General features: G+C 64.3%; 21 protein-coding genes. 5 read left to right on the plus strand and 16 right to left on the minus strand.

The features are described 5' to 3' along the window. Nucleotides 1-341 precede the first annotated feature (341 nt). The 4 genes from ACZ5AC_RS06690 to ACZ5AC_RS06705 all read right to left on the minus strand — a co-directional run bounded on the left by ACZ5AC_RS06690 (nucleotide 342) and on the right by ACZ5AC_RS06705 (nucleotide 2872). Entirely contained in the window at nucleotides 342-1253 is a 912-nt protein-coding gene (locus tag ACZ5AC_RS06690; RefSeq protein WP_464250171.1) for a DMT family transporter, read from the minus strand. 15 nt (nucleotides 1254-1268) lie between these two features. Then, nucleotides 1269-2102 (minus strand): helix-turn-helix transcriptional regulator, encoded by an 834-nt coding sequence (locus tag ACZ5AC_RS06695; RefSeq protein WP_464250172.1) that lies wholly within the window; start codon nucleotides 2100-2102, stop codon nucleotides 1269-1271. A gap of 78 nt (nucleotides 2103-2180) precedes the next feature. Further along, entirely contained in the window at nucleotides 2181-2603 is a 423-nt protein-coding gene (locus tag ACZ5AC_RS06700; RefSeq protein ID WP_464250173.1) for a type II toxin-antitoxin system HicB family antitoxin, read from the minus strand. After that, nucleotides 2600-2872 carry a hexulose-6-phosphate isomerase gene (locus ACZ5AC_RS06705; protein WP_464250174.1) on the minus strand — a complete coding sequence of 91 codons (273 nt, stop codon included), beginning with the start codon at nucleotides 2870-2872 and terminating at the stop codon, nucleotides 2600-2602. Before ACZ5AC_RS06705 ends, ACZ5AC_RS06700 begins: the two co-directional genes overlap by 4 nt. A gap of 327 nt (nucleotides 2873-3199) precedes the next feature. Between ACZ5AC_RS06705 and ACZ5AC_RS06710 the strand changes: the two genes are divergently transcribed. Then, complete coding sequence (locus ACZ5AC_RS06710) at nucleotides 3200-3559, plus strand: ArsR/SmtB family transcription factor (protein WP_464250175.1); 360 nt, start codon at nucleotides 3200-3202, stop codon at nucleotides 3557-3559. A gap of 202 nt (nucleotides 3560-3761) precedes the next feature. On the opposite strand, the gene lysA is transcribed toward ACZ5AC_RS06710, so the two are convergent. From lysA to xerD, 12 genes are all read right to left on the minus strand, one after another. Then, complete coding sequence (lysA, locus tag ACZ5AC_RS06715) at nucleotides 3762-5033, minus strand: diaminopimelate decarboxylase (protein ID WP_464250176.1); 1272 nt, start codon at nucleotides 5031-5033, stop codon at nucleotides 3762-3764. A gap of 17 nt (nucleotides 5034-5050) precedes the next feature. Then, nucleotides 5051-5467: a hypothetical protein gene (locus tag ACZ5AC_RS06720; protein ID WP_459825812.1), complete on the minus strand. Its 417-nt coding sequence runs from the start codon at nucleotides 5465-5467 to the stop codon at nucleotides 5051-5053. Further along, the gene (gene mutS / locus ACZ5AC_RS06725; protein WP_464250177.1) at nucleotides 5464-8088 is read right to left on the minus strand and encodes a DNA mismatch repair protein MutS; all 2625 of its coding nucleotides are present in this window, start codon (nucleotides 8086-8088) and stop codon (nucleotides 5464-5466) included. Before mutS ends, ACZ5AC_RS06720 begins: the two co-directional genes overlap by 4 nt. Continuing rightward, nucleotides 8085-9176, minus strand: a complete 1092-nt coding sequence (locus tag ACZ5AC_RS06730; protein WP_464250178.1) for a tetratricopeptide repeat protein — start codon at nucleotides 9174-9176, stop codon at nucleotides 8085-8087. The genes mutS and ACZ5AC_RS06730 overlap by 4 nt, the downstream gene beginning before the upstream one ends. An 8-nt stretch (nucleotides 9177-9184) precedes the next feature. Continuing rightward, complete coding sequence (locus ACZ5AC_RS06735) at nucleotides 9185-10192, minus strand: SDR family oxidoreductase (protein ID WP_464250179.1); 1008 nt, start codon at nucleotides 10190-10192, stop codon at nucleotides 9185-9187. 83 nt (nucleotides 10193-10275) lie between these two features. Continuing rightward, a complete protein-coding gene (locus ACZ5AC_RS06740; protein ID WP_464250180.1) occupies nucleotides 10276-10626 on the minus strand; it encodes a LapA family protein in 351 nt (116 codons plus the stop codon). 11 nt (nucleotides 10627-10637) lie between these two features. Next, nucleotides 10638-11126 carry an HIT family protein gene (locus ACZ5AC_RS06745; RefSeq protein ID WP_464250181.1) on the minus strand — a complete coding sequence of 163 codons (489 nt, stop codon included), beginning with the start codon at nucleotides 11124-11126 and terminating at the stop codon, nucleotides 10638-10640. A gap of 2 nt (nucleotides 11127-11128) precedes the next feature. After that, a complete protein-coding gene (locus ACZ5AC_RS06750; RefSeq protein ID WP_464250182.1) occupies nucleotides 11129-11869 on the minus strand; it encodes an amino acid ABC transporter ATP-binding protein in 741 nt (246 codons plus the stop codon). Next, complete coding sequence (locus ACZ5AC_RS06755; RefSeq protein WP_464250183.1) at nucleotides 11856-12662, minus strand: amino acid ABC transporter permease; 807 nt, start codon at nucleotides 12660-12662, stop codon at nucleotides 11856-11858. Before ACZ5AC_RS06755 ends, ACZ5AC_RS06750 begins: the two co-directional genes overlap by 14 nt. A gap of 70 nt (nucleotides 12663-12732) precedes the next feature. After that, the gene (locus ACZ5AC_RS06760; RefSeq protein ID WP_464250184.1) at nucleotides 12733-13473 is read right to left on the minus strand and encodes a basic amino acid ABC transporter substrate-binding protein; all 741 of its coding nucleotides are present in this window, start codon (nucleotides 13471-13473) and stop codon (nucleotides 12733-12735) included. 89 nt (nucleotides 13474-13562) lie between these two features. Next, complete coding sequence (locus ACZ5AC_RS06765) at nucleotides 13563-16232, minus strand: CBS domain-containing protein (RefSeq protein ID WP_464250185.1); 2670 nt, start codon at nucleotides 16230-16232, stop codon at nucleotides 13563-13565. A 1-nt stretch (nucleotide 16233) separates the two neighbouring features. Then, complete coding sequence (gene xerD / locus ACZ5AC_RS06770; protein ID WP_464250186.1) at nucleotides 16234-17112, minus strand: site-specific tyrosine recombinase XerD; 879 nt, start codon at nucleotides 17110-17112, stop codon at nucleotides 16234-16236. A gap of 62 nt (nucleotides 17113-17174) precedes the next feature. Between xerD and folK the strand changes: the two genes are divergently transcribed. From folK to ACZ5AC_RS06790, 4 genes are all read left to right on the plus strand, one after another. After that, nucleotides 17175-17702, plus strand: coding sequence for a 2-amino-4-hydroxy-6-hydroxymethyldihydropteridine diphosphokinase (gene folK, locus ACZ5AC_RS06775; protein ID WP_464250187.1), 528 nt, complete (start codon nucleotides 17175-17177; stop codon nucleotides 17700-17702). Further along, nucleotides 17702-17956 carry a transcriptional regulator gene (locus ACZ5AC_RS06780; RefSeq protein ID WP_464250188.1) on the plus strand — a complete coding sequence of 85 codons (255 nt, stop codon included), beginning with the start codon at nucleotides 17702-17704 and terminating at the stop codon, nucleotides 17954-17956. The genes folK and ACZ5AC_RS06780 overlap by 1 nt, the downstream gene beginning before the upstream one ends. Before the next feature lie 17 nt (nucleotides 17957-17973). Then, the gene (fsa, locus tag ACZ5AC_RS06785) at nucleotides 17974-18621 is read left to right on the plus strand and encodes a fructose-6-phosphate aldolase (RefSeq protein WP_464250189.1); all 648 of its coding nucleotides are present in this window, start codon (nucleotides 17974-17976) and stop codon (nucleotides 18619-18621) included. A 390-nt stretch (nucleotides 18622-19011) separates the two neighbouring features. Continuing rightward, entirely contained in the window at nucleotides 19012-19527 is a 516-nt protein-coding gene (locus ACZ5AC_RS06790; protein WP_464250190.1) for a hypothetical protein, read from the plus strand. Nucleotides 19528-19679: the final 152 nt, after the last annotated feature.

Raw genomic sequence — 19679 nt, forward strand, 5'->3', positions numbered from 1 at the left:
TTTGTAAATGGTTCATGCGGGATGAACCCACTTTGCAACAGGGATGCCGAGGTGCGTTCTGGGCGCTCCGCAGATGAGAAAAGGAACGGGGAATGCTTGCCGAAAGGCAACTGGCGCTGATTTCCAGGGACGGCACCAAAACGGCCTTATGGTCGACGATGTGAAAGGCCGGGCTCTGCCGACGACGAAAATGCTAATTTCGTGAATGTGCGCACCGCGTTTCGGGAACGGAAGCCGTAATGCCCTGGATGACATCGGCTCTGAAAAGAGCGGCCCGCATATCCCTGCCGCTGCAAGGAGCTGCGGCCCCGGCCGGACAGTCCGGGAATGGGCCCCGTCTTCTACCTTCTCTGCGTCATCAGCACCGAAACCAGGACCACCCCGGCCGCGGCCAGCTGGACCATGCTCATGGTCTCGCCCAGGAAGAGGAAGCCGCAGGTCACGGCCACCACGGGGATGAGATTGATGTGGGCCGAGGCCGTGCCGGCAGGCATACGGGTGATGGCCCAGTTGTAGAGGGAGAAGGCTCCCAGCGTCACGCCCGCGCCCAGGAAGAGCAGGATGAGGACGAGCTGCGTGTCGAAGGTTCCGGCCGGGACGTCCAGCAGACGCAGTGCCCCGGGGGAGAAGAAAAGGCAGCCCGTAACCACCTGCATGACCGTCAGGGTCCAGGCCCCGTAGCGACGGCCCAGGAAGCGGATGAGGATCATGTTCGCCGCGGCGCAGACCATGGCCCCGAGTTCCAGGGCGTTGCCCAGAAGAGGGGAGGGGGCCGACTCCGTGGCCTGTCCGGAAAAGCTCAGCACCGCCACTCCGGCCAGGGACAGCAGCAGCGCCCAGACCGTGCGCATCGTCAGCGCCTCGCGCAGGGCAGCCCAGGCCCCGACGGCCACCAGCAGCGGCACCGAGGCCGAGATGACGCCGGCCTGGGCCGAGGTGGTCAGCCCCAGGGCGGCCGATTCGAACCAGAAGTACAGGCAGGGTTGCAGGACGACGGCCGGCAGCAGGAGCTTCCAGTCGCCGCGCCGGTACATGGACAGGTCCACGGAGCGGTACAGGGGCAGGACGCAGGCCAGGGCCACGACCATGCGCAGCCACATGACGCTCCAGGGGTGCAGGTCGGCCAGGGCGGCGCGCATGGCCGAAAAGGATGCGCCCCAGAGCAGGACGGCGCCCAGCACCGCCAGGCGAGGGGCCAGGCCCACGGAAAGGGTTTCGATGACGTCGGGTACGGCGGCGGATTCGGATTTCATGGCAAATCTCCCGGATCAGAGTGACGTAGATGGCGCGTGAGCGGTGCGCGCGGCGTAGTGGCCGGGCGTGACCCCGGTGTAGAGCTTGAAGGTGTTGGTGAAGTGGGGCTGGTCCGCAAAACCGGCCAGCTGGGCCACCTCGGACAGCGGCGTACCGCGCCGGACCAGGTTTCTGGCCAGCTCCACCCGGCGTTGGGTGCGGAAGACGTGGGGCGGCACGCCCGTCTGGCGCTTGAAGGCGCGCAGGAAATGGAACTGGCTGACCCCGAGGGTGGACGCCATGTCCCGGAGGGTGACCTTACGGTCCAGGTCCGCGGCCAGCATCTCCCTGGCCCGGCCGACAAAGGCCCGGTCATGGCCGCCGGCGTCCCTCGACACCCCGCCGTGGGCCCGCAGCGCGTTCCCGAGGGCCCGCACCAGGAACGACTCGGTGTGCAGGCCGTCAGCGCTGTCCAGACTCAGGGCGAGCTGCCGCAGGGGCTCGCACACGTCCTGCCGGTCGCTGACCAGTGTCGTGAACTCGGGCGCGGCCTGGGGCCTGCGGCTCACATCCTCGGCCAGGCTCCGGACCAGATCGAGGCTCAGGTAGAACATGGTGTAGGAAAACACCCCGTCACGGGCCGGACCGCCGGCATGGACCTGCCCGGGGTTGATCAGGCAGGCCTGGCCCTGCCGCACGGTGGCGTCGTCCCTGCCCGGGCCCAGGCAATGACAGGCCCCGCGGTGCATCAGCCCCACGGAATAGAGGTCGTCGTGAAAATGCCGCGGAAAGACGTGCGTGCTGCACGACGCCCGGCAGATCTCGATGCCGGGCATGCTGGCGATGAATTCAAAAGAGGGGGCGTCCATGGCCGGGATCAATAGACCATGGAGGGGCGGGCCGTCTTGGAAAAAATTGCGCTTCGGAAGATCGCCTTCGACCAGATGCTAATTGAAGGGATTAGTTTTTCTGCGCGGGATGTTGCCGATGGAAAGGTCTCTGGCCGATTTGGGTGACTTCGCACCGTTGCCCTCGCTTCCACCGATTATGTTTTCAATCGCCTCGGCCATGAGGCGGTTGATGCTCATGTTGTGCAAAGCTGCAAAGCGTGCGGCTCTCCTGTGCAATTCGGGAGCGACGCGCACGGAAAATTTGCCGGAGTAGGGCTTTTCGGGGGTTCTGCCGATTTCCTCGCAGTGTTCGAGGTAATCGTCGACAGCATCGCGAAAAGCGACCTTGAGGTCGCTGACGCAGTCGCCGTGGAAGACAATCAGATCGTTGATATCCAGAACTTCGCCGCGCAGGACGCCGCATTCGTCGTCGTATTCGACTTTTGCGCAGTATCCCCTGTAGGTCATTGGTGTGTTCATGGGGTAATCCCTAATCGTGAAAGAAAATTTCTCAAATCCTTTACAGACGCCTTTGAGAGGGTTCGGCCGGGATGCGGCTCGTGGAGATTGAGATAGAGCCCGTCTATGATGATGCGAATCCGCGAGCCGCTGGTCCGTCCTTTCGTAGAAACGCTTCCACCAAGAGCCAGACAGAGATGCTCGACTTCTTTAAAACGGATGTCACTGGTCACCGGGTTGGCGAAAATCTCTTCCAGTGTTTTACGTTGCCGGGAATTCAGTGGTGTCATTTTTTGATACCATTATTTCGTGTTGCGATGCCCGTCAAGAAGGGTGAGTCGGCGGTGAGCAGCAGGCTGTGCCAAAATTCAACTGTTCCATGGATCGAGGTGATTCATTATTGGAAACTTCAGCGAAGTGAATGCACAAAAAACATTATTTTTCGATAAGTTGGGATAATGATGAAATACCACGAACGTGGTGAAGCCCGGTTCTCCGGTATGTTTGCATGAGAATGATATGATTGCTGGACAGATAGAAATGGATTAATTGAGCAATTATTCAAATATTCATTAATTCAATAAATCAATCCTAATGCTCTGTAATAATTTGTAATCATGATTGAAATCCACGAAACTCGTTGCATCCATCCTGCCAATGTCGCACGTGCCAACCTGGGGCGGTCGGAAGTGCGAGAACTGGAGGAAGTGGCGGCGTTGCTCGGGGCCATGGCCGACCCTACACGGGTCAGGATCCTCGACGCCCTTCGGATGGGCGAACTGTGCGTGGGGGATCTGGCTGCTGTGCTGCAGATGACCGTGTCCGCTGTCTCGCATCAGCTCAGGCTGCTGCGGACCGCGCGGCTGGTGCGGGCAAGGAAGGAGGGCAAGGTGGTTTTCTACGTTCTTGATGATGAGCACGTGGAGAGAATTCTCGATATTGCGCTGGATCACTGTCGGGAGAGAGGTGCACGATAATTGACTGTGAAAGAATGAATGCTGGCCGTTCAAACGGTGGGTTGCATGGAAGAGGTAAAAGCCGGGACGCGGAGTGCATTGGGCATACAGAAGCGATCCGGCTTTTTATGCGACGTAGCTGATCCCCGTTTTGGGGCGGCCAGATAAAGAAAATCCCCCGGTCGCATTACGCTGCCGGGGGATCATTTCGAGGTGAGCTCGGCTATTTTTTCAGTTCATCGATGAGCGACAACCCTTCCTCTTCCAGCGCCACCAGGTCGTTGTAGACCTCGCGCTTGCGGATGAGCACGTGCTTGTCGCCTTCGACCATGATCTCCGCGGCCCGGGGGCGGGAGTTGTACTGCGAGGACATGACGAAGCCGTAGGCGCCGGCCGAGAAGGCGGCCAGCAGGTCGCCCTGGGCCACCTTGGGGAAGGTGCGGTTCTTGGCCAGGAAGTCGCCCGATTCGCAGATGGGGCCGACCACGTCCGCCGTCATCTGTTCGCCGTTGCCTTCCTTGACCGGCGCGATGCGGTGGTAGGAGCCGTACAGGGACGGGCGCACCAGGTCGTTCATGGCCGCGTCGACAATGACGAAGGTCTTGTCCTCGTTGGTCTTGGTGTACTGCACTTCGGCCACCAGGATGCCCGTGTTGCCGGCGATGACGCGGCCGGGTTCGAGGATGAGGGTCACGTCCATGCCCTTCAGGGACTCGACCAGGGCTTTGCCCAGCTCTTCGGGGTGAGGCGGCTCCTCCTCGTTGTAGGTGATGCCGAGGCCCCCGCCAAGGTCCAGGTACTTGATCTTGATGCCCATCTCCAGCAGCTGCCCGTGGAAGGCCTTGAGGCGGTCCAGGGCTTCCAGGAAGGGGGAGAGCTTGGTCAGCTGGGAGCCGATGTGGCAGTCCATGCCGACGGGGTCCACGTTGGGCAGGCTCTTGGCCAGGGCGTAGGTCTCCAGGGCGTCGGGTCTGGACAGGCCGAACTTGTTCTCCTTGAGGCCCGTGGAGATGTACGGGTGGGTCTTGGGGTCCACGTCGGGGTTGATGCGCAGGCTGATGCGCGCCACCTTGCCCAGTTCGCCGGCGATGGCGTTGATGCGCTCCAACTCCTGCCGCGACTCCACGTTGAACATGAGGATGTCGGCCAGCAGCGCCTCCTGGATCTCCACGGCCTTCTTGCCCACGCCCGAATAGACGATCTTGTTGCGGGGCACCCCGGCGCACAGGGCGCGGAAGAGTTCGCCGCCGGACACGATGTCCGTGCCCGCGCCTTCCTTGGCCAGGATCTTCAGCAGGCTCAGGTTGGAGTTGGCCTTGACCGAATAGCACGTCAGGTGGTCGATTCCCTCGAAGGCCGAGTCGAAGGCCTTGAAATGGCGCTTCAGGGTCGTGGCCGAATAGATATAGAGGGGCGTGCCGTATTCCCGCACCAGGTCGGCCACGGGGATGTCTTCGGCGTGGAGCTGTCCGTCCTTGTATTGAAAGTAATGCATGAGGTTTCCTCTCAGTGTCAGGGGGTCGAGGGTTCGAGGGTGATGATCTCCGACAGGGCCGGTTGGATGATGTGGTAGGTGTTGTCCGCCTTCAGGCGGATGCGCAGGGTCTTGCCCGGCAAGGGCTCGCAGATGGTGAAGATGAAGCTGTTCTCCTTGCGGTACAGGCCCGAACTGTAGGGGAAGAACTTCTGGGTGTAGGACGGAGTGAAGGGGCAGGTGGGGCAGCCTTCCTGCTCGATCTCCACCAGGAAATATTCGAGGTTGGCCAGGCGGCCGCCGAGCTTGGCATTGATCAGGATGCAGCCCTGGTCGTAGCGCGCCTCCATGTGGTTGATCTGGATCAGCTCCTCGCTGGCCACGGGCTGGGGCCATTCCTTCTTGCCGCAGGCCGCGGCCGACAGGAGGAGGATGCACAGCAGCAGACGTTTCATGAGTTTCCTGCCATAGCCTTCCACTGGTGGAGCAGGGTCAGTGCGTCCAGGGGGGAAAGCTCGTTGACGTTCAGGGACTGCAGGGCCGTGAGCACGGGATGCCCGCCGGCCGCCTCCTCCCGGGGTTGGGCCGCCCTGGCCAGACCGGGCAGGCCCACCTGGCGGCTGATGACCTCGCGCCGCTTGGCGCCGCCGGGGGCGTGGCGCTCCAGGGCCGCCAGGATTTCCTTTGCCCGGGCCACCACGGGGGCCGGCACGCCGGCCAGACGGGCCACCTCGATGCCGTAGCTGCGGTCGGCCGGGCCGGGCACCATGCGGCGCAGAAAGACGATGTCGCCCTTCCATTCCTTGATGGCGATATTGTAATTGCGCACGCCGGGCAACCTCTCTTCCAGCACCGTCAGCTCGTGGTAGTGGGTGGCGAAGAGGGTGCGGATGCCGCCCTGGCGCCGGGCCAGCTCCTCGGCTACGGCCCAGGCCAGGGACAGGCCGTCGAAGGTGCTCGTGCCCCGGCCGATCTCGTCGAGGATGACCAGGGAGCGCTTGCCGGCCTGGCGCAGGATGCGCGCCGTCTCGGTCATCTCGACCATGAAGGTCGACTGGCCCATGGCCAGGTTGTCCGAGGCGCCCACGCGCGAGAAGATGCGGTCGCACAGGCCCAGGCGGGCCGAGGCCGCCGGCACGAAGGAGCCCATCTGCGCCAGGATGCAGATCAGCGCCGCCTGGCGCAGCACCGTGGACTTGCCGGCCATGTTCGGGCCCGTGATGAGGAGCACCCGGCCGTCGTCGCCCATGGCCAGGTCGTTGGGGATGTAGTTCGAGCGGCCCTGTACGGCCTCGACCACGGGGTGGCGTCCGGCCTTGATGGCGATCTCCAGGCCCTCGTGCAGCTCGGGCCTGCGCCATTCCCATTTGCGCGCGGCGTGGGCCAGGCCCTGGGCGAAATCCAGCTCGGCCAGGATGCGGGCCATGGACATGAAGCGGGCGCGGTGTCCGGCCACCTCGTCGCGCAGGGCCAGGAAAAGTTCGTACTCGCGGGCCTTGCGCCGGTCCGAGGCGCTCATGAGGCGGTCCTCCAGGACCTTGAGCTCCTCGGTGATGTAGCGCTCGGCGTTGACCAGGGTCTGGCGGCGGATGAAGTGGGCCGGCGGTTCGGCGGCCCCGGCGGCGCGGCTCAACTCGAAGTAGTAGCCGAAGACCTTGGTGAAGCCGAGCTTGAGCTTGGGCAGGCCGCAGGCCGTGCGCTCGCGTTCGAGCATGGCCGTCAGGGCCGCCTCGCCGTGGTCCGTCAGCTCCATGAGCTCGTCCAGTGCACGGTCGTAGCCCTGGCGAAAGAGCCCGCCCTCGGTGATGACCGGCGGCAGGGAGTCGGCCAGGGCGCGGGACAGCAGGCCGTGCACGTCGTCCAGGTCGTCCCAGTCGCGCAGCAGCCGGGCCAGCAGGGGCGGCACGGGGTCCAGGCGCTCCAGGTCGCGCCGCATGCGCGGCAGTTCGGCCAGGGAAGCGCACAGGGCGCCGAAATCCTTGGGCGTGGAACGGTTGACCACGATGCGCGTGCACAGGCGCTCCAGGTCGTAGACCTTGTCCAGGGCGCGGCGCAGCCCCTCGCGGGCGTCGTCGCCGTCTACGAGGAAGGCGACCAGCTCCTGCACGGGCTGGATGGCTGACAGGTCCTTGAAGGGCTGGTGCAGGCGAGTGGCCAGGAGGCGTCCGCCCATGGGCGTCTGGGTCTGGTCCAGGACGTTCCACAGGGTGCCCCGGCCCTTGCCGCCGTCCATGGTCCGGAAGAGCTCCAGATTGCGCTCCGTGACCTCGTCCAGGTGCAGGGTCGTCGAGAGGTCCAGGGGAGCGAAGGGTGCCAGATGGCCGAGGTCGCGCTTCTGGGTCAGCTCCAGGTAGGTCAGGAGCGCCCCGCAGCAGCGCGTCAGGGCCGGCTTGTCGTCCAGGTCCAGGGTGGCCAGGGAGGCCACGCCCTGGGCGCGCAGGATCCTGTCCTCGGCCCCGCGGCCGTCGAAATAGGATTTCTCGGGGAAGCGCGAGATCCGCGGCCGCCACTGCTCCAGATCCTTGGGCAGCTGCTGGGCGTCGGTCAGGAGCAGTTCGCGCGGGTTCATCTTGACGAGCCACTGCCAGAGCACGGCCTCGCTCTTGGTCTGCAGGCCCGACCAGGCGCCCGTGGAGAAATCGACCCAGGCCAGGCCCCCGCCCAGTTCGGCGTCCCAGAACAGGGCCCCCAGGAAGTTGTGGCCCTTGGCGTCGAGGTTGATGTCCTCGACCACGGTGCCGGGCGTGAGCACGCGGGTCACCTCGCGGCGGACCAGGCCCTTGGCCTGCTTGGGGTCCTCGACCTGGTCGCACAGGGCCACCTTGTAGCCCTTGTCCAGAAGCTGGCGCAGGTACTCGTCGATGGCGTGGTGTGGCATGCCGCACATGGGCACGGGGTTCTCGGCGCCGGGGTTGCGGCTGGTCAGGGCGATCTGCAGCTCGCGGGCCGCCACCTCGGCGTCCTCGAAGAAGAGCTCGAAGAAGTCGCCCATGCGGAAAAAGACGAGGGTGTCCGGGTGCTCCTCCTTGACCCGCAGGTACTGCTCCATCATGGGAGTCAGCTTGACCGTGCTCATGATGCTTCGTCGCTCAGCAACTGGCGCAGGGTGATGGAGTGCCAGGACATGCACTTGGGGCAGCAGAAGAAGATCTGGCCGCGCTTGAGGCCGCAGCGGCCGCAGACGAAGCGCTTGGCCTCGCGCGCACGGCGCAGCAGGAAGTCGAGCTGCAGGGTGAAGACCTGCGTCATCCGCTGCTCGGGCAGGGACATGGTCAGAAGCTCAAGCCGCGAGGGCCAGAAGGCGGGGTTCAGGAGCAGGGCCTTCTCCTGCCAGGTCTTGGCCTCCTCCACGCGGCCGTGGGCGCGCAGCAGGCAGCCCGCGCTGTGGAGGGAGGACAGTTCCGGAGGGTGGCGGTCGATGACGGCCAGCAGGGCGTCCAGGGAAGAGGCCGGGAGGATCGCCCTGGCGGGCTCGGCCGGGTCTTCGTGATCGAGCAGGGGGTCCAGGAGCACGAAGCCCAGGTGCGGCCCGACGGCCCCGAGCCCCTGGTCGAGGTGCGTGATGACCTCGTCCCAGTCGTTCCGGCGGATGCGGTGCATGATCCCTTCCAGCCACGCTTCCGGCGATGCCGGGTACACGTCGCGCGCCTCGGCGATGAGGCCCGGGTCGGCGGGTTCCCGGGACGTGGCGGCGCGGACCAGGTAGTGGGCGGCCTGTGGGGCGAGTCCCATCTTCCGGTACTGCCGGCTGGCGGCCAGGAAATCGCCGCCCTTGGAATGCAGCAGGGCCAGCTCCAGTTCGAGAGCGGGGTGGTCGCCGCCGATCTCTTGGCACTGGCGCAGGGCCTCGTGGGCACGATCGAGGATGCCGGCGCGGGAGTAGTCGCGGCCGAGCTCGAACCAGACACGGGCCTGGTCCTCGCGCTCGAGGTCGGGGCGGGCCAGGAGGGAGCTGCGCATCTGGATGGCCCGGTCAAGCTCCCCGCGCATGCGGTAGAGGTTGCCCAGGGCCGAGCAGGTCTCCACGGCGCCGTGGTGGTTCTTCATGGCGCGCGACAGATCGTCGATGGCGGCCAGGGCGTCCTGGGCCGGGTTGGGCGGCACGGGGAGGAAGAGGTCCGTGTGGTCGTCACGCAGTCCCAGCAGGGACTTGAGCCATTGCATGGTGTCTCCTAGATCAGATGACGGGCGTACCACTGGCCGGCCCGGGCCAGCCCTTCGCGCACGCCGTAGGCCGGGTCGTAGCCGAGCAGGGCGCGGCTGCGGGAGATGTCCGCCAGGGAGTGGCGCACGTCCCCGGCGCGGAAGTCCCGGTACGAGGGCGCCGCGTCGGCGCATCCGGGATTGAATTTCACGGCCTCGTCGCGGATGAGGGCGAAGAGCTCGTTCAGGGAGGTGCGCTGGCCGTAGGCCACGTTGAAGACCTTGCCCGGCACCTCCGGGTTGCTCGCGCATGCTGCCAGGATATTGGCCTGGACGCAATTGTCGATGAAGCAGAAGTCCCGGCTGGTCTCGCCGTCGCCGTTGATCCAGACCGTTTCCCCGCGCAGGAGCCCCGCGAACCACTTGGGGATGACGGCGGCGTAGGCGCCCTCGGGGTCCTGGCGTTTGCCGAAGACGTTGAAGTAGCGCAGGCCCGCGCTGTCCAGGCCGTAGGTCCGCAGGAAGACCTCGGCGTAGAGCTCGTTGACGTACTTGGTCACGGCGTAGGGGGACAGGGGCTTGCCGATGACGTCCTCGACCTTGGGCAGGCCCGGGTGGTCGCCGTAGGTGGAGCTGGAGGCGGCGTAGACGAAACGCCTGACCCCGCAGTCCCGCGCGGCCACGAGCATGTTCAGGAAGCCCGTGATGTTGTTCGCGTTGGTCAGCAGCGGGTCTGTGATGGAGCGGGGCACCGAGCCGAGAGCCGCCTGGTGCAGAACGAACTCCGCGCCGGTGCAGGCCTCCACGCAGGTCTGCGGGTCGCGGATGTCGCCCTCGATCATGCGGAAACGCGCCCACTGCTGCGGCGCAACGCTGCCGCGGACCTCGTCGAGGTTGCGGCGGTGGCCCGTGGAGAAATTGTCGAGCCCCGTGACCTCCTGGTCGTGGGCCAGAAGGGTCTCCAGCAGGTTGGAGCCGATGAAGCCGGCCACGCCCGTGACGAGCCAGCGGCGTCTTGTTTCAAGCAAAGTCTGCATCTGCGGCCTCCCGTTGCAGGAAAAAAATGCGTCCCGAAGGGTGGCCTTGGGGACGCACTGCGGCAGGTCTTGCGACGGAGAGATCAGTTCTGGATGTTCTCGGTCGATTCCGCCGTGGTGTACGGCTCTTCCACGGTCTTGGGGCGCAGGGAAGCGGCTTCGCGCTCCAGGGCGTCGACCTGCTTCTTCAGCTGGCGGGCCTGCTTGGACAGACGCACCCGCTCCAGGAAGAAGTACAGGGTGCACAGCAGGGATCCGATGACGAAGGCCATGAGGATGACCAGATAGAAGGGTACGGCTTCGGTCGTGTAGTGGAGGCCGAAAACCTTGAGCTCCAGGGCCAGCTCCTGGACCAGAATGTCGTGGTTCTGGACGAAGAACAGCATGGAGAAGAAAAAGAGAGCCACCAGGCCCAACACTTTGAGATAACGCATCCGATGTACCTCTACCGTTGAAGGTTGTCGAAATATGGTTTCAGGCGCTCGTACGTCGAGCGCAGGTGCTCGGGGAGAACGCTCGTTTCGGACATGACGGCCATGAAGGAGTGGTCTCCGTTCCAGCGCGGGACGAGGTGCACGTGCAGGTGCTCCCTGATCCCGGCGCCGGCGGCCTCGCCGATGTTCACGCCGATGTTCATGCCGTGCGGCTTGAAGGCCTGCTGTAGGATAAAAGCGCACTTTTGTACATAGTCCATGACTTCATGGCTTTCCTCGGCGGTCAGCTCCGTGATGTTGCTGACATGCCTGTACGGCGTGACCATGAGGTGCCCGTTGGAGTACGGGAAGATGTTCATGATGACGAAACAGTGCTCGGCGCGGTGCAGCACGCAGCGCTTTTCGTCCTCGTGCGTGCCTTCGGGCAGGCAGAAGACGCAGGTGTCGGGCTTGGGGCCCAGGATGTAGTCGATGCGCCAGGGCGCGTGGATTGTCTTCATGGTTACAGGATCTGGCTGAGGAACTTCTGGGTGCGCGGATGTTCCGGGTTGGTGAAGAAGTGCTCGGGCGTGCCCGTCTCGACGATCTGGCCGTGGTCCATGAAGATGACGCGGTCGGCGACCTCGCGGGCGAAGCCCATCTCGTGGGTGACCACGACCATGGTCATGCCCTCGCGCGCCAGGGTGACCATGACGTCCAGGACCTCGCCGATCATCTCGGGGTCCAGGGCCGAGGTGGGCTCGTCGAAGAGCATGATCTTGGGGTTCATGGCCAGGGCGCGGGCGATGGCCACACGCTGCTGCTGCCCGCCCGAGAGCATGGACGGGTAGACCTCGGCCTTGTCCTTGATGCCGACCTTGTCCAGGAGGGCCAGGGCCCGCTTCTTGGCTTCCAGTTCCGGCACCTTCTTGAGCTTCATGGGCGCCATGGTCAGGTTGCCCATGACCGTCTTGTGCGGGAAGAGGTTGAAGCTCTGGAAGACCATGCCCAGTTCCTGGCGGATCAGGTTGATGTCGCTGCCCGAGCCGTTGATGTCCTTGCCGTCGACGACGATGCTGCCGCTGTCGATGGTCTCCAGGCGGTTGATGGAACGCAGCAGGGTGGACTTGCCCGAGCCGCTGGGGCCGATGATGACGACCTTCTCGCCCTGGTTGATGGACAGGCTGACGTCGTTCAAGGCCTGCAACTGGCCGAAGAACTTGTAGACGTTCTTGATGTCGATGATGGGCCTAATCCCGTTCATAATAGTTCAACCTCTGCTCCATTTTGCTGACGCCCTTGGACAGGAAGAGCGTGATGACCAGGTAGACCAGGGCCACCATGGTGTAGGCCTCGAAGTACAGGAATGATTCGCTGGCGAACTCGCGCCCGCGCCGCATGAGGTCGGCAACGGCCAGCACGGACACCAGGGAGCTGTCCTTCAGCAGGGCGATGAACTCGTTGCCCACGGGCGGCAGGATGGTCCGCCAGGCCTGGGGCAGGATGACGTACATCATGGTCTGGGCGCGGTTGAAGCCCAGGGAGCGCGACGCCTCGGACTGTCCCTTGTCGATGGAGTCGATGCCGGCCCGGAAGACCTCGCCCATGTAGGCACCGTAGCAGATGCCCATGGCGGCGACGGCCGCGGCCATGGGCGGCAGGTCCTTGAAGAGGTCCAGGCGGCCCAGGGCGTAGTAGATGTAGAAGAGCTGCACCAGGAGAGGGATGCCGCGGATGATCTCGACGTAGGTGGACGCGATCAGGTTGATGATCCTGTTGCGGGACAGGCGCCCCAGCCCGGTGACGAGCCCCAGGACCAGGGACAGGAGAATGGACAGGACGGTGACCTGGAAGGTCACGTACACGCCGTCGGGCAGAAATTTGAGCACCCGCCAGTAGGGTTCCGGCTGGGTCACGCAGAGGTAGACGATGACGGCGATGGCTCCGAAGAAGGTCAGCCACCAGGCCGTGAACAGCCCTGCGTCCTTCCTGACGGGAATGGCGGCGCCGTCGCCGATGTCGATCTTGACGGCTTTCTTGTGGAAATGTTGGTTCATGACAGGCCTTGTCGGGATCGGGTGAAAAAAAGGCGAACCGGGGATTTCCCCCGGTTCGCCCTGGTTCATGCTATTTGGATCCGAACCACTTGGCGTAGATCTTGTCGTACTCGCCGTTCGCCTTGATGGCGGCCAGGCCCTTGTTGATCAGGTCGGCGATTTCCTTGTTGCCCTTGTTCACGGCAAAGCCCAGGTATTCGGGCTTCTCGGGGGCGATGAGGAAGGCCAGGGTCAGCTTCTGGGAGTACTGCTCGTGCTGCAGGGCGTAGTTGGAGGCCACGGAGTCGTCGGCGATGACGGCGTCCAGGCGGCCGTTGTAAAGGTCTTCCACGGCCAGTCCGATCTCGTCATAGGACTTGGCGTTGGCGCCTTCGATCTTCTTGCACACGAAGTAGCCGGTGGTGCCCATCTGGGAGGCGATGGTCTTACCCTTCAGGTCTTCAACGGACTTGATGCCCGCGTCCTTGGCGGTCACGACGCCCTGCTTCACTTCGAAGTAGGGGTCCGTGAAGTCCATGGTCTGCTTGCGTTCGTCGGTGATGGACACCGAGGAGGCGATGGCGTCGTACTTGCCGGCGGCCAGACCCGCGAAGATGCCGTCCCAGGCGGTGTTCTTCAGGATGGGGTTGAAGCCGGCGGCCTTGCCGATGGCGGCCACGATTTCGGGACCGAAGCCGACGATGTTCTTGTTGGCGTCGACCATTTCCATGGGCGGATAGGTCGCGTCCACCGCGAAGACGACATCCTTGGCCAGGGCGTTTCCGGCCATCAGGAAAAGAGCCAGCAGAGCAAGAGCGATCCGAGTGCGCATACGTCCTCCAAACCAGGTTGATGATTTCCGTTAAAAGAGTCCCACGGACCAAAACGACAAAAAATTGTTAAAGAATTGCCACCCTCCGGTCAAGAAAGTGCTGCGGCGTCGCGCGCTTCCCCGGCCAGGGAATTGGCCAGGCGCCGCGCCAGGGCCAGCTGCTCCTCGCGCGTGGAGACCTCGGCGTTGAGCACCGCCCGCTTCACGGCGCGCAGGATGGCGGAGTAGTGGGGGCCGGGCGGCAGGCCCAGGGCGGCGATGTCGCGGCCCGAGACGGCGATCTGCACGTCCTGCAGGTGGGTCAGGTACTGGGACACGGCCTTGCGCAGCTCTTCCTTGCGCTGCCGGGCCATGGTGTAGAGCAGGCCCTCCAGGGAGAGCGGGGAGAGGATATCGTAAAGGTCCGCCGGCCGCCCGTTGTTCTTGGCCCACTGGGCCAGCTGCATGGCCGTGAAGCGCAGCTGCCGGCGCGTGGACTCGACCAGATCGACGCGACGCGGCGGAAACTGCAGGCGCGCCGTCAGGGCCAGGACCTGGTGGGCGTCGAAGCCCGAGACCAGCCCCAGGAAGTAGACGATCCAGATGTCCGGAGCCTCGCGGCGAAACAGGAGCTTGTACCAGGTGATGACCTTCTCGATCTCCTCCAGCAGGGCTTCCTTGGTCTGGGGAAAGTGGAGCAGGGGGCTGATCTCCTGCAAGAGGCCCAGGTCGCGCATGCGCACCAGCGCGTCAACGGGCGCGCTGTCCTCGGCCAGGAGGCGCAGCTCGTGGCGGATGCGCGCCCCCGAGAGCCGCTGGAAGATGTTCAGGCGCACGGCGTTCTTGATGAGCCGCTCGGTCTGGCTGCCGATCTTGAACTGGAAGCGCTGCTCGAAGCGGATGGCGCGGATGATGCGCGTCGGGTCCTCGACAAAGGACAGGGAGTGCAGGACGCGGATGATGCCGTCCTTGATGTCCTGCTGTCCTCCGAAGAAGTCCACCAGCCGGCCGAAGGTCGGCGGGCAGAGGTGCACGGCCAGGGTGTTGATGGAGAAGTCGCGGCGGTAGAGGTCCATCTTCAGGGACGACAGCTCGACGATGGGCAGGGCGGCCGGGTACTCGTAGTATTCGAGGCGGGCCGTGGCCACGTCGATCTTCTGTCCCGAAGGCAGAATGAGCACGGCCGTGCGGAACTTGAGGTGCGGCCGCACCCGGGCCCCGAGCCGCTCGCCCAGGGCGTTGGCGAAGGCCACGCCGTCGCCCTCCACCACCAGGTCGATGTCGTCGTTGGGGATGCCCAGCAGCATGTCGCGCACGAAGCCGCCCACGGCGTAGACCTCCACGCCCGTGTCCTGCCCGACCTGCCCGGCCAACTGCAGCAGGCCGACGATGGCCCGCGGCAGGCGCTCGGACAGCACGTGGCGGATGTTCTTCTCCTGGCGCTTGTCCGAGAGCAGAGACTCGGGGATGCGCGCCGGCTCCTGGACCATCAGATTGATGAGGTCCGTGCGCGTGATGACCCCGACCATGGCGTGGTCGCGCAGGACCGGCACCAGGCGCTGGCGGCGGCCGAGGATGATCTCCATGACCTGGTAGAGATCCTGGTCCTCGGACACGGCCTGGAAATCCTCGAGCATGTACTCGGTGACGCGCTCGGAGCCCAGCCCGTGCCCCACGGCCTTCTCCGCCAGACTGCCCTCGATGATGCCGCAGACCTGGTCCCCGTACTCGACCACGGGCAGGGCCTTGAGGCCGTAGCGGGTCATGACCTCCGCGGCCTGGGCCACGGTCTGCGCGGCCTCGATGCGCACCACTGGCGAGGACATGAAGTCCCTGACCACGAGCTGCGGGTTGATGTGGGAGTAGAGCAGGGCGAAAAGCTCATCTCTTACTTGAGATATCGTGCGATCCTTGATGGAGGCCGATGCCGCGTAGGCGTGCCCGCCGCCGCCGAAGGATGCGCAGACCAGGCCCACGTCCACCTCCGGGGCCTTGCTGCGGGCCACGAGCTGGATGCGGTCGCCCATGCGGCCGATGGCGAAGAGGACGCGGATGTTCTCCATGTCCATGAGCTTGTGGGTCAGCAGGGCGAAGTCGCCGACGTAGGACTCCAGGGAGACCTCGGTCAGCACGATGTCCACGCCGTTGATGGTGTGGGTCGCGGCCGACTCGATGAGTTCAGAGAGAATGGCCACCTGTTCCGTGGACAGCTCGCGGCTCATGATGTCGCGGATGACGTCGAGGTCCATGCCCATGGTCCGCAGCCAGGCCGCGGCCTCGAAGTCGTGCTCCGTGGTGGACTTGAAGGTGAAGCCGCCCGTGTCCTCGAAGATCCCCAGGCCCAGGATGGTGGCCTCGTCGGCGTCCACGGTCAGGCCCTTGGCCTTGAGCATGTCGACGATGATGGACGTGGTCGCGCCCCAGGGCAGGTACACGTCCACGGCTCCGCTCAGGGCGTCGTCGCCGGGTGGGTGGTGGTCGTAGATGTGGATCTCCAGGCCCGGCACGGCGAAGAGGGGCTCCACGTGGGTCAGGCGTGAGCGCTGGCGGGTGTCCACCACGACGAGCACGCGGACCAGGGCCGGGTCGATGTCCTTGAGCGTCGTGAAGTTGAAGAGATACATGGCGCTCTGGATGAAGTAGTCCTTGAGGGAACTCTCCTGGGTGCCCGGGAAGACCAGGGCAGCGCCGGGGTAGAGCTTGCTCACGGCGATCATGGCGGCCAGGGCGTCGAAGTCGGCGTTGGCGTGGCAGGTGATGACCGTTGTCGGGTGACTCATCTCAGGCCCGTGGGTGGAATTTGCGGTGCAGGGCGATCATGCGCGCCGACTGCACGTGGGTGTAGATTTCCGTGGCCATGATGTCGCTGTGCCCCAGCAGGATCTGCACGGTGCGCAGGTCGGCCCCGCCTTCGAGCAGGTGCGTGGCGAAGGAATGGCGCAGGGTGTGGGGCGACACGGTGCGCGAAATGCCGGCCTCCAGGGCGTAGCGCCGGATCATCTTCCATACGCCCTGGCGCGAGAGGCCCAGGCCCGAGCGGTTCAGGAAGGCCTCGTCGCACTTGGGGCCGAAGAGGGGGCGCCAGCGGCGAAGGTAGTCGAGGAGAAAGCCGACGGCACCGTCGTGCAAGGGCACGAAGCGCTCCTTGCTGCCCTTGCCCAGCACCCGCATGAGCCCGGTCTGGGGGTCGAAGTCCTGGGCCGTCATGGACACCAGTTCGGACACGCGCAGGCCGCAGGCGTAGAGGAGTTCGAGCATGGTCCGGTCTCGGAAGCCCAGGCGGTCGGACGTGTCGGGCCTCGCCAGGAGCGCCGTGACCTCGTCGCGGGACAGGACGTCGGGCAGCCTGCGCGAGAGCTTGGGGCTGTCCAGCAGGGCGGCCGGGCTTCCCGTCAGGACGCGCTCCTGCACGAGATGGTCGAAGAAGCCCCGCAGGCTCGACAGGTTGCGGGCCAGGGAGGTGTTCTTGAGACCCTTGCGGCGCAGGTGCACGAGGTAGAGGAAGAGGGTGTGCTCGTCCACGGAGGCGAGGTTGCCGCCCAGCTCCGTCATGAAGTCGCGGAAGAAGAGCAGGTCCGACCCGTAGGCCTCGACGGTTTTTTCGGACAGGCCGCGGATGACGGTCAGGTGCTGGAGGTAGGCGTCGATTTCGTCGTGCATTTCCGGCAAGGTACATCTGGCCCCTTGCCTGCACAAGATGAAAAAGGTAGCTTTTTCAGGCTATGGCACACCACACGGTCACCCATGCCTATCTCGGCCTGGGCTCGAACATGGGCGACGGGCCCGCAAACCTGCGCCGCGCCCTGGAACTTCTCGACGCCGTCCCGGGGCTGGCCGTGGAGGCAGTATCCCCGTTCTTCCGCACGGAACCCCAGGGCCTGACTGACCAGGACTGGTTCGCCAACTGCGCGGCCCGCATCCGTCTGGACGGGACCTGGACGCCCGAGACGCTTCTGGACGCCACATCCGGCGTCGAGGTCGACATGGGCCGGGTGCGCACGGTGGTCTGGGGGCCGCGCGTCATCGACATCGACATTTTGCTGCTGGACGGCCGCGAGCGGCGGTCGGACCGGCTGCAGATCCCGCATCCGCGCATGTGCGAGAGGGCCTTCGTCCTCGTGCCGCTCATGCATCTTGCCCCGGAACTTCGCATCCGGGGCCTCACTCCATCACAATGGCTGTCGCGGCTCGCGTACTCCGTCGAGGGGGATCTCATCCGCCAGCCCTCCAACCCATTTCGAGGTGAATGATGCTCAAGTTTCTCGTAATCGCCGCCGCCTGCTTCATCCTGTACAAGCTGCTGACCAACGACCGGAAGAAGAAGGTCGAGGTCAAGAAGAACAACGACGAGCAGATGGCCAAGGAAGGGGTGCTGGTCAAGGACCCCGTCTGCGGCACGTACGTTTCCAAGGATTCGGACATCCGGATCAAGGACGGGGAGCAGGTCATGTGTTTCTGCAGCTATGAATGCCGGGACAAGTACCTGAAAATGATCAAGGAATAACGGAGCAGGGGGGAACCATGCAGTTCTTCATCGATACAGCCAACCTGGACGAGATCAGGGCGGCCATGGACATGGGCCTGGTGGACGGCGTGACGACCAACCCGTCCCTGATGTCGAAGGAGGCGTCCGACTGGCGCGAGATCGCCTCGGAAATCTGCCGCCTGGTGCCGGGGCCCGTCAGCCTCGAAGTCATTTCCCTGGACGCCGAGGGCATGGTCCGCGAGGCCCGGGACCTCGTGCAGTACGGCCCCAACGTCGTGGTCAAGGTGCCCATGACGGGCGAAGGGCTCAAGGCCGTGCGCATCCTCAAGTCCATGGACATAGAGACCAACGTGACCCTGGTCTTTTCCGCGGCCCAGGCGCTGCTGGCGGCCAAGGCCGGCGCGGCCTACGTCAGCCCGTTCCTCGGGCGCCTCGACGACGTGGGCCAGGACGGCATGGAACTCGTGCAGCAGATCCTGACCATCTACGCCAACTACGGCTTTTCAACCCGCATCATCGCCGCAAGCGTGCGCCATCCGCTGCACGTCCTGGACGCGGCCCTGGCCGGCGCGCACATCGCCACGGTGCCGTTCAAGATCCTGACCCAACTCCTGAGCCATCCCTTGACGGACAAGGGGATTGCGGCGTTTCTCAAGGATTGGGAGAAGAAAGAAGGAAAATGACCTGCTTTGTGGTTGTGTGGGTTTCATGGACGTCATGGACGTCATGGACGAGATGGACCTTATGGACTGAAATGGACGAGGCCCCAGCCAGCCCGGTCGGCGCAGCCATGCGCCGGCCGGGCTTTTCCTTTTTCAGGCGCTGCCTGTCCCTCAGGGCCGGTCCATTTCGTCCATCTTGTCCATAACGTCCATCCCGTCCACCATTCCCGCCCGCTTTTTTCAAGTCCCATAATGAAAATTATGTTAACTTTAAATACCGTGAAGGTTCAGCAATCCCGCGCCATTGCCGAAGGCACCGCTCTTTTGGTACTGTTCCCTTCGCCTGTGCTTCAGCTTCCGCTACGCGAAGCGCGCATGGCCGGCTTTTCAATCCAACACGAGGATATCCACATGAAGCGCGTCCTGACTTTGCTGGTCACCATCTGTCTCGTCGGCCTGGTTTCCTGTGCCTGGGCCCAGTCCGCAGACAATTCGACGCTGAACATCTCCAAGCCCGTCCAGGATCAGCCCAAGCCCGTGCAGACGCCCGAAACCGCGCCCCCGTCCGGCGCCATCGGCAAGTTCCCTCTGGACATCCAGTCCCGCGGCTCGGACCAGAGCGGCACGCTCCTGTCCTACAAGCTCAAGGAAGAAGTCATCGCCAGCAAGCTCTTCGAACTGACGGCCTCTGAGAAAAAGAAGTTCGTCCTGCACGTAATGAGCCAGCCGGAGTTTCCCGATCGCCCCGAGATCGCCTCGATCTACTCAATTGTGCTTGTATATCAGGAAGATGCTGGAACGTTGACCTATTACCTGAACCAGTATCAGGGCCAGGTTCATCCCGAGGCCGTGCCGGCCGAGATGCGCAAGATTTTGGAGTGGACGTATTCCAATCTTAAGCGTTTCAACTATTTGCTTGAAGAATAGGATTGTCGGGGGCGTGTCAGCCCTTTGCAGCGATGGCGTGTGGACTTTATGGACTGAAATGGACGAGGCCCAGCCAGCCCGGTGCGGCGCGAGTATGCGCCGGCCGGGCTTTTTCGATCCGGCTGCAGTGCGGCGGCCCGTCCTTGGAGCCT

The organism is Desulfomicrobium aestuarii (genome assembly GCF_055385525.1).